15 protein-coding genes and 1 tRNA gene are annotated in these 15,801 nt (G+C 58.1%); 12 read left to right on the top strand and 4 right to left on the bottom strand.

From position 1 onward, the window contains the following. Positions 1–31 precede the first annotated feature (31 nt). The gene (locus tag L8H52_RS24095) at positions 32–1,192 is read left to right on the top strand and encodes a radical SAM/SPASM domain-containing protein (RefSeq protein ID WP_242209031.1); all 1,161 of its coding nucleotides are present in this window, start codon (positions 32–34) and stop codon (positions 1,190–1,192) included. Here L8H52_RS24095 and L8H52_RS24100 read toward each other — a convergent pair. Next, positions 1,141–2,049, bottom strand: coding sequence for a LysR substrate-binding domain-containing protein (locus L8H52_RS24100; RefSeq protein WP_242209032.1), 909 nt, complete (start codon positions 2,047–2,049; stop codon positions 1,141–1,143). The two genes, L8H52_RS24095 and L8H52_RS24100, sit on opposite strands and share 52 nt — an antisense overlap. A gap of 111 nt (positions 2,050–2,160) precedes the next feature. Here L8H52_RS24100 and L8H52_RS24105 point away from each other — a divergent pair, with 111 nt between their 5' ends. From L8H52_RS24105 to L8H52_RS24140, 8 genes are all read left to right on the top strand, one after another. Further along, a complete protein-coding gene (locus L8H52_RS24105) occupies positions 2,161–3,213 on the top strand; it encodes an agmatine deiminase family protein (protein ID WP_242209033.1) in 1,053 nt (350 codons plus the stop codon). Between the two features lie 4 nt (positions 3,214–3,217). Continuing rightward, on the top strand, positions 3,218–4,126 hold the full coding sequence (aguB, locus tag L8H52_RS24110) for an N-carbamoylputrescine amidase (protein WP_242209034.1): 909 nt from the start codon (positions 3,218–3,220) through the stop codon (positions 4,124–4,126). 1 nt (position 4,127) lies between these two features. Further along, positions 4,128–5,231, top strand: a complete 1,104-nt coding sequence (locus L8H52_RS24115; RefSeq protein ID WP_242209035.1) for an extracellular solute-binding protein — start codon at positions 4,128–4,130, stop codon at positions 5,229–5,231. A 48-nt stretch (positions 5,232–5,279) separates the two neighbouring features. Continuing rightward, positions 5,280–6,401 carry an agmatine deiminase family protein gene (locus L8H52_RS24120; protein WP_242209036.1) on the top strand — a complete coding sequence of 374 codons (1,122 nt, stop codon included), beginning with the start codon at positions 5,280–5,282 and terminating at the stop codon, positions 6,399–6,401. Positions 6,402–6,451: 50 nt separating this feature from the next. Then, a complete protein-coding gene (locus L8H52_RS24125) occupies positions 6,452–7,477 on the top strand; it encodes a GlxA family transcriptional regulator (RefSeq protein WP_242209037.1) in 1,026 nt (341 codons plus the stop codon). 383 nt (positions 7,478–7,860) lie between these two features. Then, positions 7,861–8,439 carry a DMT family transporter gene (locus L8H52_RS24130; RefSeq protein ID WP_242209038.1) on the top strand — a complete coding sequence of 193 codons (579 nt, stop codon included), beginning with the start codon at positions 7,861–7,863 and terminating at the stop codon, positions 8,437–8,439. 188 nt (positions 8,440–8,627) lie between these two features. Next, positions 8,628–9,347 (top strand): hypothetical protein, encoded by a 720-nt coding sequence (locus L8H52_RS24135; RefSeq protein ID WP_242209039.1) that lies wholly within the window; start codon positions 8,628–8,630, stop codon positions 9,345–9,347. 67 nt (positions 9,348–9,414) lie between these two features. After that, positions 9,415–9,837, top strand: a complete 423-nt coding sequence (locus L8H52_RS24140; RefSeq protein WP_242209040.1) for a VOC family protein — start codon at positions 9,415–9,417, stop codon at positions 9,835–9,837. Between the two features lie 7 nt (positions 9,838–9,844). Here the strand turns inward: L8H52_RS24140 and L8H52_RS24145 are convergent, their stop codons facing one another. Then, a complete protein-coding gene (locus tag L8H52_RS24145; RefSeq protein ID WP_242209067.1) occupies positions 9,845–10,750 on the bottom strand; it encodes a LysR family transcriptional regulator in 906 nt (301 codons plus the stop codon). Between the two features lie 497 nt (positions 10,751–11,247). Here L8H52_RS24145 and L8H52_RS24150 point away from each other — a divergent pair, with 497 nt between their 5' ends. After that, the gene (locus tag L8H52_RS24150) at positions 11,248–11,613 is read left to right on the top strand and encodes a DUF6124 family protein (RefSeq protein ID WP_242209041.1); all 366 of its coding nucleotides are present in this window, start codon (positions 11,248–11,250) and stop codon (positions 11,611–11,613) included. Positions 11,614–11,732: 119 nt separating this feature from the next. After that, a complete protein-coding gene (locus L8H52_RS24155; RefSeq protein ID WP_160040417.1) occupies positions 11,733–12,089 on the top strand; it encodes a DUF6124 family protein in 357 nt (118 codons plus the stop codon). A 52-nt stretch (positions 12,090–12,141) separates the two neighbouring features. Here the strand turns inward: L8H52_RS24155 and L8H52_RS24160 are convergent, their stop codons facing one another. Further along, positions 12,142–13,170, bottom strand: coding sequence for an alpha/beta hydrolase (locus L8H52_RS24160; RefSeq protein ID WP_242209042.1), 1,029 nt, complete (start codon positions 13,168–13,170; stop codon positions 12,142–12,144). A 319-nt stretch (positions 13,171–13,489) separates the two neighbouring features. Between L8H52_RS24160 and L8H52_RS24165 the strand changes: the two genes are divergently transcribed. Next, positions 13,490–13,564: transfer RNA gene (locus tag L8H52_RS24165), tRNA-Gln, on the top strand. A gap of 113 nt (positions 13,565–13,677) precedes the next feature. On the opposite strand, the gene L8H52_RS24170 is transcribed toward L8H52_RS24165, so the two are convergent. After that, positions 13,678–15,666, bottom strand: coding sequence for a U32 family peptidase (locus L8H52_RS24170; RefSeq protein WP_242209043.1), 1,989 nt, complete (start codon positions 15,664–15,666; stop codon positions 13,678–13,680). Between the last annotated feature and the right edge of the window lie 135 nt (positions 15,667–15,801).

The following is a 15,801-nucleotide window of genomic DNA, read 5'->3' on the forward strand; positions in this document are numbered from 1 at the left end:
ACGGCTTTCGAACCCAGGAGCTTCACTCGCAATGAATATGTACATCGATATTGTCGGCGCCTGTAACCTGAGCTGCCCCTCTTGTCCAATGGGCAACTCGGAAAACCTCAACTTCAAAAAAGCCATGCAGATCGACATGTTCAAACAGATCGTCGAGAAGGCCCGCACAGAAGGGGTCAAGTCGATTTATCTGTACAACTGGACTGAGCCTTTGGTTCATCCAAAAATTGGCGAATTTATCGAAATCATCAACGCTGCCGGTATGGGCAGCGGTATCAGCACCAATCTGAATCTCGCCAAGAATATGGAAAAGGCGTTGCTGGCCGAGCCGGGTTACTTCCGTATTTCGCTGTCAGGCTTTTACCAGGAAACCTACGAAAAGGGCCATGTAGGCGGTGATATCGAAGTTGTAAAACAGAACATGATTGCCCTGCACGAGATCAAACAACGATTGGGTTTGAAAACCCGTGTCGACGTCTACTATCACCGCTACCTCGATAACATCGAAGAGGAAGCGCTGATGCGTGAGTTCAGTGAGCGCCTCGGCTTCAAGTTCACCACCGGTTATTCGGTGATGATGCCATTGGAGAAAACGCTGGCCATTATCGAACGCGCCCCTTCTGTCACCGATACCGATTATGAAACCCTGAAAAGACTCGCTTTGCCGCCCTACGACGATATTGTCAATGTTGCCCAGCAGTACCATCAGCAGGATTGCCTGCTCAAGGATGACTGGCTGGTGATCGACTGCAATGGCAACACGATCTTGTGCTGCACGATCTTCAATCAGAACGAATATCAGGTCGGCAAGTACCTCGACATGCCGGTCGCGGAACTGATGCAGCGCAAAAACACCCAGAAAAACTGTGTCGACATGTGCAGCCGCTGCGCCAAGAAGGGCATGCATATCTACTCGATGTTCCCCAACCAGGGAGTTCTGGAGCGACACGCGGTCAATCGCATCATTGATTTCGAGAATCTCAGCAGCATGGGACTTGCTGTGGACAGCGAGTTGCTGGGGCGTGCGGGTGAAGTCAGTGCCGAAAACTTCGACGAGGCCCAGTATTTCCAATTGAACGAGGATGTCAGGCGCGCAGTGTCGACCGGTGAATTCTCAAGTGGTTACCAGCACTATGTGCTTCACGGTCGATTGGAAGGAAGATTGGGCGCCGGTGTGTTCTCGGTGGTCTGATCTGGGCTCAGATGGGCTGATAACCAGGCGATAAAGCTTTTCGCCAGCGGATCATGCTCACTGTCGCGGTGTGTCAGCAAAGCCCAGTTCGGTCCACGAATGGTGTCCTCGACCAAGGCTTGCAACAAGCCGTCAGCGCGCGCCTGACGGCTTAGCAATTGGCTGACCAGCGCGATGCCCAGCCCCGAACACGCGGCGTCGAGCAGCAAGCCTGGATCGGAGAAGTTCAGCCCCTGATCCTGCTGGCCGACGTCGATCCCGGCCTCGACCGCCCAATGACTCCAGTCCATTTCCCGCTCGCCATGCAAGGTGGTTCGTTGTGCCGCCGGCAACGCTAAAACCCTCGGATGGCAGGCTGGATAGAGCCGGTCGGCGTGCAGCACTTTGAAGCTGCATTCGGCCTGTGAACTGATGTCGTCGCGCACGGCGATGTCGATGGTCTGCGTGGCCATGTCCGGCACTTCATCGGTGCTGTAAATCCATAGATCGACCTCAGGATGCTGCGCGCGAAAGTCCGCCAAGCGTGGCAGCAACCAATGCCGGGCAAACGCTGGCGTGGTGTTGAGCACCAGTTGATTGGGTTTCTGATATTGGCCCAGACGCCGAATCCCCACCGCCAGTTGCTGCAGCATCGCTTGCGTGGTGCTGAGCAAATCGTGGCCGGCATCGGTCAACGCCACGCTGCGACCGCTGCGGAAGAACAGCGGCTGTTCCAGATAGGCCTCAAGGCTGCGGATCTGCTGACTGATCGCCGACTGCGTGAGGCTCAACTCCTCGGCAGCCTTGTGAAAACTGCCGAGTCGGGCGGCGGCTTCGAAGCCACGCAAGGAACTGAGCGGCGGCCAGTGTTTAAGCATATCGATAAGCTCCTCTAATCAGTTATCCGCAAAATCCATCGTTTGTTTGCCGTTTTTATGGGCCGTAGCATAAGCCCATTGAACACAACGGCTTAACTAACGAGGCTTATCATGCAGCACAACGACAATAAAAACAGCGCCTGGATGATGCCGGCAGAGTGGGTAACTCACGCCGCGACGTGGATGGTCTGGCCGCACAACCAGACGTTGTGGGAATCCGGTTGGCGCGTGACGCTGGCGCAGGTGCAGGAAGATTTCGCTCGCGTCGCCAACGCCATCGCCCGTTTCGAACCGGTGAAACTGGTGGTCGACCCGTCGGCCATCGCCAGCGCCAAAGCCTTGTGCGGGCCGAACATTGAATTGATTCCGCTGGCAGTGAATGACAGTTGGTGCCGCGATTCCGGCCCGACCTTTGTCTGTCATCCGCAGCAAGGGCTGGCCGGTGTGAGCTGGCGCTTCAACGCCTGGGGCGGCAAGTCGGCGCATGATCTGGACGAAAGCCTGGCGCGCCGCGCGCTCAATCACCTCGGCCTGGAATGCTTCGGCACGCCGCTGAGCAACGAGGGCGGGGCGATTCATGTCGACGGTGAAGGCACGCTGATCACCACCGAATCGGTGCTGCTCAACCCCAATCGCAACCCCGGCATTGGCAAAGCCGAAATGGAAGAAATCTTCAGCCGTTTGCTCGGCGTGAAGAAAACCATCTGGTTGCCGGGTGATCCTGATTACGTCACTGGCGACATGACGGACGGCCACGTTGATGGCGTCTGCGCCTTTGCCCGTCCGGGTGTGTTGCTGGTTGACGCCACCCACGACAAATCTTCGGTCTACGCCGAAGTGGCGCGGGAAAACCGCCGTGCGCTGGAACTGGCCACCGATGCACAAGGACGCAAATTCGAGCTGATCGAACTGTTCGAAGCCACCGATGCGGTCGACACCGAAGCCGAAGTGTTCTGCGCGTCCTACACCAATTTCTACATCGCCAACGGCGCGATCATCATGCCGGCCTATGGCATCGAGGCTGACAACGTCGCCGCCAAAGTGCTGGAGCAAGCCTTCCCCGGCCGCGAAGTGGTGCCGGTACGCATCAATCATCTGGCCCATGGCGGCGGCGGGGTGCATTGCATCACGCAGCAGCAGCCAGCTTGGCCGCTGAGAGGTTGAACGCATGAGTATTCTGACCATCGCCAGCACCCAGATGCCGTGCACCTGGGATTTACCCGGCAACCTTGATCGCGCCGAGCAACTCGTCCGTGACGCAGCGCAGCAGGGCGCGCAAGTGATCCTGTTGCAGGAGCTGTTCGCCACACCGTACTTCTGCATCGAACAAAGCCATAAACACATGGCGTTGGCCGAGGAGTATCGCGACAGCCGTGTGCTCGCGCGCTTCGCCGCACTGGCCCGCGAGTTGGGCGTGGTATTGCCGCTGAGCTGGTTCGAAAAGGCCGGCAACGCCTACTTCAATTCGCTGAGCGTGGCCGATGCTGACGGGCGCCTGTTGGGTGTGTATCGCAAGACCCATATCCCCAACGCCATCGGCTATCAGGAAAAGGAATATTTCAGCCCCGGCGACACCGGTTTCAAAGTCTGGGACACCGCGTTCGGCCGCCTCGGCGTCGGCATCTGTTGGGATCAGTGGTTCCCGGAAACTGCCCGTTGCCTGGCGTTGATGGGCGCTGAAGTGCTGCTGTACCCGACCGCCATTGGCTCGGAACCGGGCTGCGCGGCGCTGGATTCCCGCGATCACTGGCAGATGACCATGCGCGGCCATGCCGCTGCCAATCTGCTGCCAGTGGTAGCGTCGAACCGTGTCGGTCGAGAAATCGCGACCACCGATCCGAGCCTGCAAATGAGCTTCTACGGCTCGTCGTTCATCAGCGACCACAAAGGCCAATTGCTCGCCAGCGCTGACCGCGACAGCAGCGGTGTGCTGGTGCAGCGCCTCGATCTGGCGGCCATGCGCGAAGAGCGCTTGAGCTGGGGCATCTATCGCGATCGTCGTCCGGACATGTACGGGCCGCTACTCAGTCAGGACGGTCGCCACCTTCATGCACGCTGGAATACCCAAGGGGTTTGACATGGCTATCCATTACAAACGCTTGCGCGGCGCGATCGGCCTGGCGCTGATCTGCTTGATACCGTCGCTGCACGCCGAAGACAAAACCCTGCGGCTGTATAACTGGGCCGACTATTTTGCCGAAGACACCTTGAGTCGCTTCACCGCCGAAACCGGGATCAAGGTGATCTACGACGTCATGGACGGCAGCGAAACCCTGGAAGCCAAGATGCTCTCCGGCGGCAGTGGCTACGACCTGATCTTCCCCGGTGACACCGTCGCCGAGCGCTTGATGCGCGCCGGCAGCCTGATGCCGCTGGATCAAGCGAAGCTGACCGAACTGGCCGACATCGAACCCGGTTTGCAGAAGCTGCGCGGCCATTACGAGCACTCCGCTAAAGCCACGGTGCCTTACACCTGGGGCACCATTGGCCTGACCTACAACGAAGAGCAGATCAAAAAACGCATGGCCGACGCGCCGGTCAGCAGCCTCGACATGCTGTTCAAACCGGAACTGGCGGCGAAGTTTGCCGATTGCGGCATCTCGATGATCGACTCGCCGGATGAGGCATTGGCGGTGGTGCTCAATTACCTCGGTCGCGATCCGCGCAGCGGCAAAGCCGAGGATCTCGCAGCGGCCAGCGAGTTGTTGATGAAGTTGCGGCCGTACATCCGCAAGTTCCAGTCGCAACCGGTGACCGATCTGGTCAATGGCAACCTGTGCCTGTCGCTCGGCTATAGCGGCGACATGACCCAGGCCCAGCGCACCTCGGACAGTGCCGGCAAGCACACCAGGTTTCAGTATCGCGTACCCCGCGAAGGCACCACTGTGTGGATGGACACCATTGCCATTCCGGTCGACGCGAAACACCCGGAATACGCCTACGCGTTTATCAACTTCGTCATGCGCCCCGAGAACATGGCAGCGATCAGCAATTTCACCGGTTACCCGACCTCCAACGCCAAGGCGCGGGCGAGTGTCGATGAAAGCATGCGCGACAACCCGGATATCTACCTCGACGAAGCAACCTATGCTCGATTGATTCCGGGCAAGGACATTCCTCAGGCCGACATGCGCGCGCGGATGCGCACCTGGACCAAATTCAAGACTGCCACTGGCAAATGATCAATGGCCGGCGTGTTGCGCCGGCCCTTTTTTTACAGGAAAAGCAACATGTCGACTCGTCGCGAGTTCATCAAACAAGTCACGGTCGCCGCCGGTGTCGGCGCGGCATTTATGGGCCTTGGCCTGTCGCCGGGCAAAGTGCTCGCCGCTGCGCAAGGCCGCTGGTTCATGCCCGACGAAGGCGACAAACATGAGCGCGCCTATATCGCTTTCGGCGCGCAGGATGCGATTTGGGAAGACTTCACCGAAGACGTCCAGGAAGCCCTCGGCCGCATCGCCCGCGCCATTGCCCGGTTTGAACCGGTCACCGTGTTCTGCCGCAAGAACGAACGCAGCATCGCCGAAGAATTCTGCGGCACGCACAACATCACTTACGTCACCGCCGCGCTCGACGACATCTGGATGCGCGACATCGGCGCCAACTTCGTCATCGACGACAAGGGTGGCCTGGGCGCGGTGGACTTCAACTTCAACGGTTGGGGTGGCAAACAACAGCACAGTAAAGACTCGAAGATCGCCGCACTGGTCGCCGACGACGCGCAAGCCACGTACATCCGCACCGATCTGGTGGGCGAGGGCGGCGGCATCGAGGTTGACGGTCACGGCACCGGGATCATGACCGAGAGCAGCTGGATCAACAGCAACCGCAATCCGGACTGGAGCAAAGCTGACGTCGAAGCCGAACTGAAGGAACGCCTGGGCCTGCGCAAAATCATCTGGCTGCCGGGCATCAAGGGCAAGGACATCACCGATGCTCACGTCGATTTCTACGCACGCTTTATCAAGCCCGGCGTGGTCATCGCCAACCTCGACACCGACCCTCAATCCTACGACCACAAGGTCACCCTGGCGCACCTGGAAATCCTCAAGAACGCCACCGATGCTGATGGCCGCAAATTGCAGATCCACACGATGTCGCCGCCGCTGAAGCCGCGCCAGAGCAAGTTCAACAAAAACAATCCGGACTTTGCCGCCGGTTACATCAATTACTTCGTGATCAACGGCGCGATCATCGCCCCGGAATTTGGCGATAAAGCGGCGGACAAGAAGGCTTTCGATCTGTTGTCGCAACTGTATCCGGAGCGCGAAATCGTCCAGCTCAACATCGATGCAATCGCCGCTGGCGGGGGCGGAATTCACTGCGTCACCAGCCATCAACCACAGGCGTGATTGACTCTGACGCGGATCAAGCCAACTATCGGCGCACAACAACATGACCGATGGACCACAACTTGATCGAACGACGCCAATTCAGCGGAGGCATGAAGGGGAAAAACCTCCGCTATCTGAATGAGCAAAGCGCGGAAGACCCGCGCATCACCCGCACCGGTTTTCTGCTGCTTGAACACTTTTCGCTACCGGCGTTTACCCAAGCGCTGGACACCGTTGTCACCACCAACCTGCTGCGTCCGGGGTTGTTTTCCTCGCGCACGTTTGGTTTGGGCGACGGCGAAGTCATCAGTGATCTGGGGCTGGTGATCCGCCCTGACGCACGTCTGGATTCGGCCGCGCTTCAGCAACTGGATCTGCTGGTGGTGTGTGGCGGGTATCGCACCGAGTTGCGGGCGAGTGAGGAGTTTATTGGTCTGCTCAGATCGGCAGCGGAGCGCGGCATCAGCCTCGCGGGGTTGTGGAACGGTTCGTGGTTTCTCGGCCGCGCCGGATTGCTCGACGGCTATCGCTGCGCGATCCACCCGGAACATCGCCCGGCACTCACCGAAATCGCTAAAACCACCCATGTCAGCAGCGAGCCTTACGTGATCGACCGCGACCGGCTCACGGCATCCAGTCCGTCCGGCGCTTTCCACATGGCATTGGACTGGATCAAGAGCCTGCACGGTAAAGCCCTGGTCGAAGGTATCGAAGACATCCTCGCCTTCGAAGAGTCGCGTTACCGCCGGATCAAACCGGACGAGAACATTTGCGTCAGTGCGCCGCTGCGTGAAGTGGTGAAGCTGATGGATGCCAATCTGGAAGAGCCGCTGGAGCTGGAGCAACTGGCCGTGTACGCGGGGCGCTCACGTCGCCAGTTGGAGCGCTTGTTCAAGGAACAACTGGGCACCACGCCGCAGCGCTATTACCTGGAACTGCGCATCACCGAAGCGCGACGGTTGTTGCAACACACTGAGCTTTCGCAAGTGGAAGTGCTGGTCGCATGCGGCTTCGTCTCGCCGAGTCATTTCAGCAAATGCTACAGCTCATATTTCGGCTACAGACCTTCCAAAGAAAAACGCCTGGTCAAATAACCCAAGCCGTCACCCACCTGAGTTCACATCGGTATCCCACGTCGGCGTACCTCCCCCAAACACCACGGTCAGTCCCCTCTCCCTCTGGGAGAGGGCTAGGGTGAGGGAATTGGTAGGCTGCACTAACCGCTTCCTCACCTGAGTTCACCTCGATATCCCACGTCGGCGTACCTCTCCCAAACACCACGGTCAGTTCCCTCTCCCTCTGGGAGAGGGCTAGGGTGAGGGGCACTTACTGACCCACAATCGGAACATGATTCTGTGCCCATCGAAAATAACCGGATCGAAACCTTGATCCGGTCATGGGCGCTGAGGCGGTCGAAGGAGTTATTCGTAAGACGAATTCCGCATGTGCATATATGTGATTTCCATTCATATACCGGATGAATCAATATTTCCTCATCGACACCGAAACACCAGAGGTTACGGTCATGTTTGGGAAAATAACGATTCTCGCAAGTGTTCCAATGGGACTGGCTCTTTTAGCCGGTGCCTTGATTCCTCTTCAAGCCTCCAGCAATGGCGCCCTTGGCCGTGAGCTTGGACATCCGCTGTGGGCTGCTCTCACCTCGCTGATCGTCAGCTCTGCTGTATTGAGCGCAACAATCGTCGTTCTTCGTCTGCCGCAGCCCAACATTGCGGGCGCCTTACAGGGGCCCTGGTGGCTTTGGATCGGCGGATTCAGTGGTGCCATTTATGTGGCAATGGCCACCTTCCTGCCGCCAAAACTTGGGGCTTCGAACTACATCCTGTTCGTGATGGTGGGTCAGGTCATAGCCGCAATGCTTATCGACCACTTTGGCCTCTTGGGCCTAACTGCAAAGCCAATCAATTTAGTCCGGATTACAGGGGTGCTGATCATCCTCCTCGGCCTGATCGTGGTTCAAGCCGGCTCAAACAAAGCTCCTGCCAGTTCCGACAGCGTGGTTCAAGCCACTACCGCGAACGTGGGCCTGAAGTAAACCCAATCCTCCCTTTTGGCTGGTTTTTGCTCCCAAGCGCTAGCCCTTTTTATTCCGGTCGACTCAATGAGTCGTACCAACGCATGCGGCTTGCGTGCGAAAAGCCGAGAAGTTGTTCTCGTGTGGCAAGAGGTGCATATGAACGATCGTTCAGCACTCAATTTTCGTTAACTGATTCAGGTGAATTTATGAATATCGTTAAACTGCAATTCAGTGATGGCCGTCCGAGCGCTGTCGGCCTTGAAGACGTGAACGCCGTACTGCGAAGCGTAGGTGTCCGTGCAAGTACTCTGAGCATTCCGGACGCAGCCAAACCCATCTTGAAGGCATCGCAGTCCCGCACCATCACTGAGGCGGAGCAAGAAGAACTGATCAAGCTGTTCAGCCTGGACCGCGCCCAGCTTCTGGAACAGATCGAACTGGCAGGCCGTGTGCCCGAAACCCCGCGGGGAGGCCTGCTCAATACGCGTCAGCCTGGCATAGCCCCTTATCCCAAGGTCTACGACATGCTGGCGATTCCGGATGATTACCGCGCTACGGTCCTGGAAACCTTCGGCCGCTTCCACGTCAACATGGCGCGCAACGGTGTAGGCATTGATGAAGTGATGACCGTCGTATCTGGCGGCCCCTTCACCTGGATGTTTGTTCTCCCGGACGCTGTAGTGGTTCGACTGACTGTTGGCCCGGCTACTGAAGAAACCGCGATTCGCTTGAGCTACCCAGGCATGGGTATCCACGCAGGCTACATGGATGCCAAACAGGGATTGGTCGTGGCGTATGCCCATGGCCCTGAAGAGTTCGACATGCACTACGACGAGCCGACTGCGCCGAATCCGCAACTGTTAAACACCAACCCTTGGGTGGACTTCTCCGGCGACATGCCGACCTTGTTTGACAACATCAACTAAGTCGTCCTTAGCGACCCTTCGCGCGCTTCGGTACGAAGGGTCGGTCTCTGCCTCAGGAGAAAACCGAATGTCCATTTTTAAAGTTCAGCATATCGATCACGTTGTCCTGCGCGTTAAGGACATGGAAAAAAGTCTGGAGTTTTACATTGAGGTTCTCGGGTGCTTGGTGAAGAAACGCAACGATCAGTACGCGATGATCCACCTTGCAGCAGGAAGCTCAATGATAGATCTGGTAGATATCGATGGCCCTCTGGGTGCCATGGGCGGCGGGGCACCTGGGAAAGAGCGACGCAACGTCGATCACTTTTGCCTTCGTGTCGAACCGTTCGATGAGAAGGCGATCCTCGCCCACCTTCACAATCATGGCGTCGCCGCTGAGAAGGCAGTGACCCGGTATGGAGCAGAGGGAGTTGGCCCGTCGATTTACTGCTTTGACCCAGACGGTAATCAAGTCGAACTGAAAGGCCCAGCGCAATCAGTCACCCTGTAACTCTGAGTCACGTATCCTTGCTGCAGTCCAGGATCGCTTGGCGGATCCACCGATTGGCAGGGTCCGCGTCTTTACGGGTATGCCAAGCTTGTTGATACGACAGAACGGGCAGGTCTAGCGGGGCATCGAATGTTCGAAGCGTCGGATAGTTGTCCAGCCCGCTAGCCGCCCAACTGGCAACGGTGAGAATAAGATCCGTACCGGCAATCAGCTCGATTGCCGCACTCCAGTGAGGCAATGCCACGGCGATTCTTCGGCGCAGCCCCATGCTTGCCAGCACTCTTTCAATCTCGTCATTAGCGTCGGGCCGCAACGCGAGCATTACATGTGGACGCTCCAGCCATTCCTCCAGCGTCAGGCGGCCACACTCCGGCAGGGCCTTTTCGTCGGCAAGGCTGACAAAGTGCTCCGGGAATAGCCGCTGCACATGGATGCCCTCTGGATATTCCGGAAAAATGCCCAGCGCAACATCCAGTTCACCATCTGCAAGCTGGGCCATCATGCTTTCGCGGCTCGCTTGACTCACAGCTAGATCCACGCCGGGTGCGATGCTGCGAACGTGACGTACCAGTCTTGGCAGTATTCGGCGAGTGGCATAGTCCGACAGTGATAAGCGGAAACGTGCTTGGGACTTTCCGGGATCGAAGTCAGAAGCCCCTAACAAGTCGTTGAGGTGTCTGAGTGCCTGCTCAAGTGGTGCTAGCAAGCCTTGCGCTCTGGCGGTGAGCGCCATTCTCCCGTCGCGGCGGATAAGCAACTGATCGTCAAAATGCGCGCGAAGCTGAGCGAGGGCATGACTGACCGCTGGCTGACTTTTGTGAAGACGAACCGATGCTCGGGTTACGTGGCGCTCCAAAAGCAATGCGTGGAGAGTCAGCAATAGATTCAGGTCGATTCTTCGTAGCTCTTCCAGCATTGGCTCGGATCTGCATGATTTATCAGGGGAGCGTATCAGACCGTTTTGGTTGGTGACAGATCAGCATCAAACGATGCATTTGAGACTTTCATCAAATAGGTGTGAAGGGTCTCCAACCGCTACAGTGCGTAAACACCATTCCGCACACACGTTTAACTTACACGCACTGTTACGCCATAACGGCTACAACACCTTGCGCCGTTGCCTACGCGTACGCCAGAATCCGCCGGCTTACGCGCCTTGAGGCGGGCTGTATCGTTTCCCTGTCACTGCAAAACAGTGATCGGGTTTGGTAGCCCGTTTTCTAAGCGTTATGCGCCGCTATATGCAGTCTCTTTTCGGGGCTCGGTTTTTTATGGTGGCCATGCGTGGGGCTCCTTCGGGAGCGCCGGGGTTTACTCGCTTAGACCGGTCTACCAACCTGCGCAATGGTCACCACCTCGTTTGGTAGCGTGAGTGATGGCTCCTTATTTTTTGCTAAGCGAGTGTCATCTATGTTCAAAATTACGCCAAACCCGCCAGAAACCGATCCAATCCCCTACGACGCCGCGCTCGAACCTCAAAACATCAAAGAGGCCTCCGACCGCGCGATCAACTTCTACCTCAATCCTTCCGCGCTGAAGACTTCAACCCCCACCCGCAAGACCAGCAAGATCTACCTCATCGACCCCACAGTGGATAACGAAACCCTGCTCGTCGAAGCCACTGAAACCTTGTCCTCAGCCACTGACATGGCCCGCGATCTCGCCGATTCGATTGATCCTTCACAGCGTAAAAAGATGCTGATCCTGCAACAGGTGATCATGCTCAGTGAACTGGTGGTCGGCCGAGTCCTGGATAACCAGCGCTTGCCGCACTAGTCGCGATGCAGATGGGTGAGGGGGCGTGCCCCCTCATTTGCACAGAAGCGTCCGCGCTCGCGGCGCTTCACGCCTTCTATCAAAGAGCCGCCAACGGTTCTTGTCTGGAGTTTCATCTGATGTCTCAGCCACCCGAACCACCGGTCACTGACCTGGTATCGCCGTACGCCTCGCCCAATTCAAGAAAGCTCCACGAAGCAGCAGAGCGTGCGCTTGACCATTACCTGTTGCCTGCCGCAATCATGGCCACACCCTACACGCCCAGCACGATGTTCATGGTCAACCCGCAATCCGACGTCGAGTCTTTGCTGAGCAATGCCAGCGGTTCCCTCGCGTCTGCCACGGTCATGCTCGGCAATTTTGCCGGTGTGCTGGAGGGATCGAACCGCCATACGCTGCTGGGTATTGCGCAAGTGGTCATGTTGGGGGAGTTGGCGGTGAACAAGGCGTTGGATCTGGTTGTGCCAACCGAGTAGTCGCACGTTGACGATCAAGCAGTCAGCCTTTGCGGCTGACTGCTTTTTGTTTTTACAGGTGGTCAGCGTCGATCACAGCCTTGGCAAACGCCTGCGGATCTTCCTGCGGCAAGTTGTGGCCAATCCCGCCATTGATCAAACGGAACTGATACTTGCCGGTAAAGCGCTTGGCGTAATCCTCAGGCGCCGGATGCGGCGCACCGTTGGCATCGCCTTCAAGGGTAATGGTCGGCACGCTGATTGACGGCGCGGTAGCGAGTTTCTGCTCCAGCGCTGCGTACTTCTCTTCGCCTTGGACCAAGCCTAGACGCCAGCGGTAGTTGAACACCGTAATGTCGACATGATCGGGGTTCTCCAGCGCTTTGGCGCTGCGGTCGAACGTGGCGTCGTCGAATTTCCACTGCGGTGAAGCGGTTTGCCAGATCAGCTTGGCGAAGTCGTGGGTGTTCTTCGCATAGCCGGCGCGGCCACGGTCCGTCGCGAAGTAGAACTGGTACCACCACTGCAACTCAGCCTTGGGCGGCAACGGGTTCTGCCCGGCGGCCTGATTGCCGATCAGATAACCGCTGACCGACACCAGCGCTTTCACACGTTCCGGCCACAACGCCGAAACGATGTCCGCCGACCGTGCGCCCCAGTCATAACCGCCGAGCACCGCTTGCTTGATCTTCAACGCGTCCATGAAGTCGATGACATCACTCGCCAGCGCCGCCGGTTGACCATTGCGCAGGGTGTCTTTGGAGAGGAACTGCGTATCGCCATAACCCCGCGCATACGGCATCAACACCCGATAACCCTTGGCTGCGAGCAACGGCGCGACGTCGTCGTAGCTGTGAATGTCGTAGGGCCAGCCGTGCAGCAGGATAACCACCGGGCCATTCGCCGGGCCGGTTTCGGCGTAGGCGACATCGAGCACGCCAGCCTTCACATGTTTCAGCGGGCCGAAGGGCGAGGGCGCGGAATAATTGGCGGCCGCAGGCTCATTGGTTTGCGCTTGAGTAGTGCCAAAAGCGCCGAACAACGACAAAGCCAGAATCGACAAGCCGAATGCGGTGTTGCGGGTGTGCAGTGCCTTTTTCATGATGACGTCTCCTTTGCGAACTGTTGGCCGAGGGGGCTTGGTGAACCCTTGAAACCTTGAGTGCATTTGAGCGTCGGGACGTATCTGGCCTGTGTCGTAAAACGGCTTTGTTGAAAGTCGATGTGTCGCGGTGGGGTTCGTACACAGTGTGATACACAGCGGATAAACCGACCCACCCTGGACCCGATTCAGGCCAAAATAATAAGTCGCTGTTTTAAAACAAAAAATATTTCACTTCGCGCTTCCCAAAGGCAAAAAACCTTGGTAAATTGCGCCCCGTTCTCACAGCGAACCTAACGAAGTAGCTGGAAAGAGCAGTAGGGGCGTCGCCAAGCGGTAAGGCAGCAGGTTTTGATCCTGCCATGCGTTGGTTCGAATCCAGCCGCCCCTGCCATATTCGAAAAAACGCCAACTTCGCAAGAAGTTGGCGTTTTTTTATGCCTGCGATTTGGCCAGGCTTGGTAAGGCAGACGTGCGCGGCGCCGAAACGCCGCGCACGTCATCCACTCAGTGCGGTGCGCGCGGAATGGTTTTCATCAGGTCTTCGGGGCTGATGTGGCCAACCACGCTGCCCGGTTGCGGCAGGTTGAGGATGTGGCCTTTCATCTTGCCGATGATGTGCATCTCGCACGGCTTGCAATCGAACTTCAGCGTCAGCACTTCATCGCCGTGGATCAACTGCATCGGTGCAACCTTGGTGCGCACGCCGGTCACGCCTTTCGCCTGTTTCGGGCACAGGTTGAAGGAGAAGCGCAGGCAGTGCTTGGTGATCATCACCGGCACTTCGCCCGGCTCTTCGTGGGCTTCATACGCGGCGTCGATCAGCTTGACGCCGTGACGGTGGTAGAAGTCGCGCGCCTTCTGGTTATAGACGTTGGCGAGGAAGGTCAGGTGCGAATCCGGGTACACCGGCGGCGGGCTGGTTTCAGCTTTACGGCCGCCACGCGGATGAGCGGCGACACGGGCGGCGGTCAGGTTCTCGATCACTTCACGGCGCAGGGCTTTGAGCTGCGAGTTGGGGATGAAGAACGCCTGTGGCGCATCCAGTTTGATGTCGGTGGCGTGGTACTGCGTGGTGCCGAGCTGGCCGAGCAGATCGCGCAATTGCTCCAGCGCTTGCTCAGGTTTGTTGGCCACACCGAACGGACCGGGCAGGGTGACGCTGGCGCTGATGCCTTCTTCGCTGGTAGCGGTCACTTCCAGTTGTTCTTCACGCAAACGCGCGACCCAGCTCAGGGCCACGCGACGTTCGGAAGAAGTCTTCTGCAGCGCTTGTTGCCAGTTGTGATCGAGGTTGCGATTGAGCGGGTGATTCGGGCGCAGCTTGTACAGGCCTTCGGGCATTTCGTTCGGTTCGACGCGGTAGCGGTAGCGCTTCTCGCCGTCTTCTTCGAACTCGCCTTTGGCTTCAGCGATGTTGGCGCGGAAACCGACCACTTCGCGCTTGACCAGCACGTTCAAACCGTCGCCGTTGGACAGCGGCTCCTGGGTGACGACCTGCATGTCGCGTTTGCCGACTTTCTCGACGATGCCGACTGGCAGACCGGTGAAGGTCGGCGAGTCGAAAGCGCCGATGTCGATCTTGCGGTCGGTGACGAAGTAATCGGTGCTGCCACGGTGGAAAGTCTTTTCCGGGTCGGGCAGGAAGAAGTGCGCGGTGCGGCCGCTGGAGGCGCGGGCCAGATCCGGGCGGTCTTCGAGCACGTCGTCGAGGCGCTGGCGGTAATAGGCGGTGATGTTCTTCACATAGCCCATGTCCTTGTAGCGACCTTCGATCTTGAACGAGCGCACACCGGCTTCAACCAGGGCGCGGATGTTGGCGCTCTGGTTGTTGTCTTTCATCGACAGCAGGTGTTTTTCGTAAGCGATCACGCCACCCTTTTCATCTTTCAGGGTGTACGGCAAGCGGCAAGCCTGCGAGCAGTCGCCACGGTTGGCGCTGCGCCCGGTCTGCGCGTGGGAAATATTGCACTGGCCGGAGAAGGCCACGCACAACGCGCCATGGATGAAGAACTCGATGGCTGCGTCGGTTTCGTCGGCGATCGCGCGGATTTCCTGCAGGTTCAGCTCTCGGGCCAGAACAAGCTGCGAGAAACCGGCCTGATCGAGAAACTTCGCTCGCTCAAGGGTGCGGATGTCGGTTTGCGTCGAGGCGTGCAGCTCGATCGGCGGAATGTCCAGCTCCATCACGCCCAGATCCTGAACGATCAGCGCGTCGACACCAGCGTCGTACAACTGATGGATCAGCTTGCGCGCCGGTTCCAGTTCGTTGTCGTGCAGGATGGTGTTGATGGTGGTGAAGATGCGCGCGTGATACTTGCGGGCGAACTCCACCAGTTCAGCGATTTCGCCGACTTCGTTGCAGGCGTTGTGGCGCGCACCGAAGCTCGGGCCGCCGATGTACACGGCGTCGGCGCCGTGGAGGATCGCCTCACGGGCGATGGCGACATCGCGGGCAGGGCTGAGCAATTCCAGATGATGCTTGGGCAAGGACATAGTTTTTTTAGTCAGGCTGTCACGGTTAGGCGCGCATTCTACCCCTGAAACGCGCGCCCGGCACGTCCGTGCTGCCCGATGGCGGCTGACACTGCACAACCCCCTGTGGGAGCGAGCCTGCTCGCGAAGAGGCCA

The organism is Pseudomonas sp. CROZ-RG-20F-R04-15 (genome assembly GCF_022662375.1).
Classification (GTDB): Bacteria; Pseudomonadota; Gammaproteobacteria; order Pseudomonadales; family Pseudomonadaceae; genus Aquipseudomonas.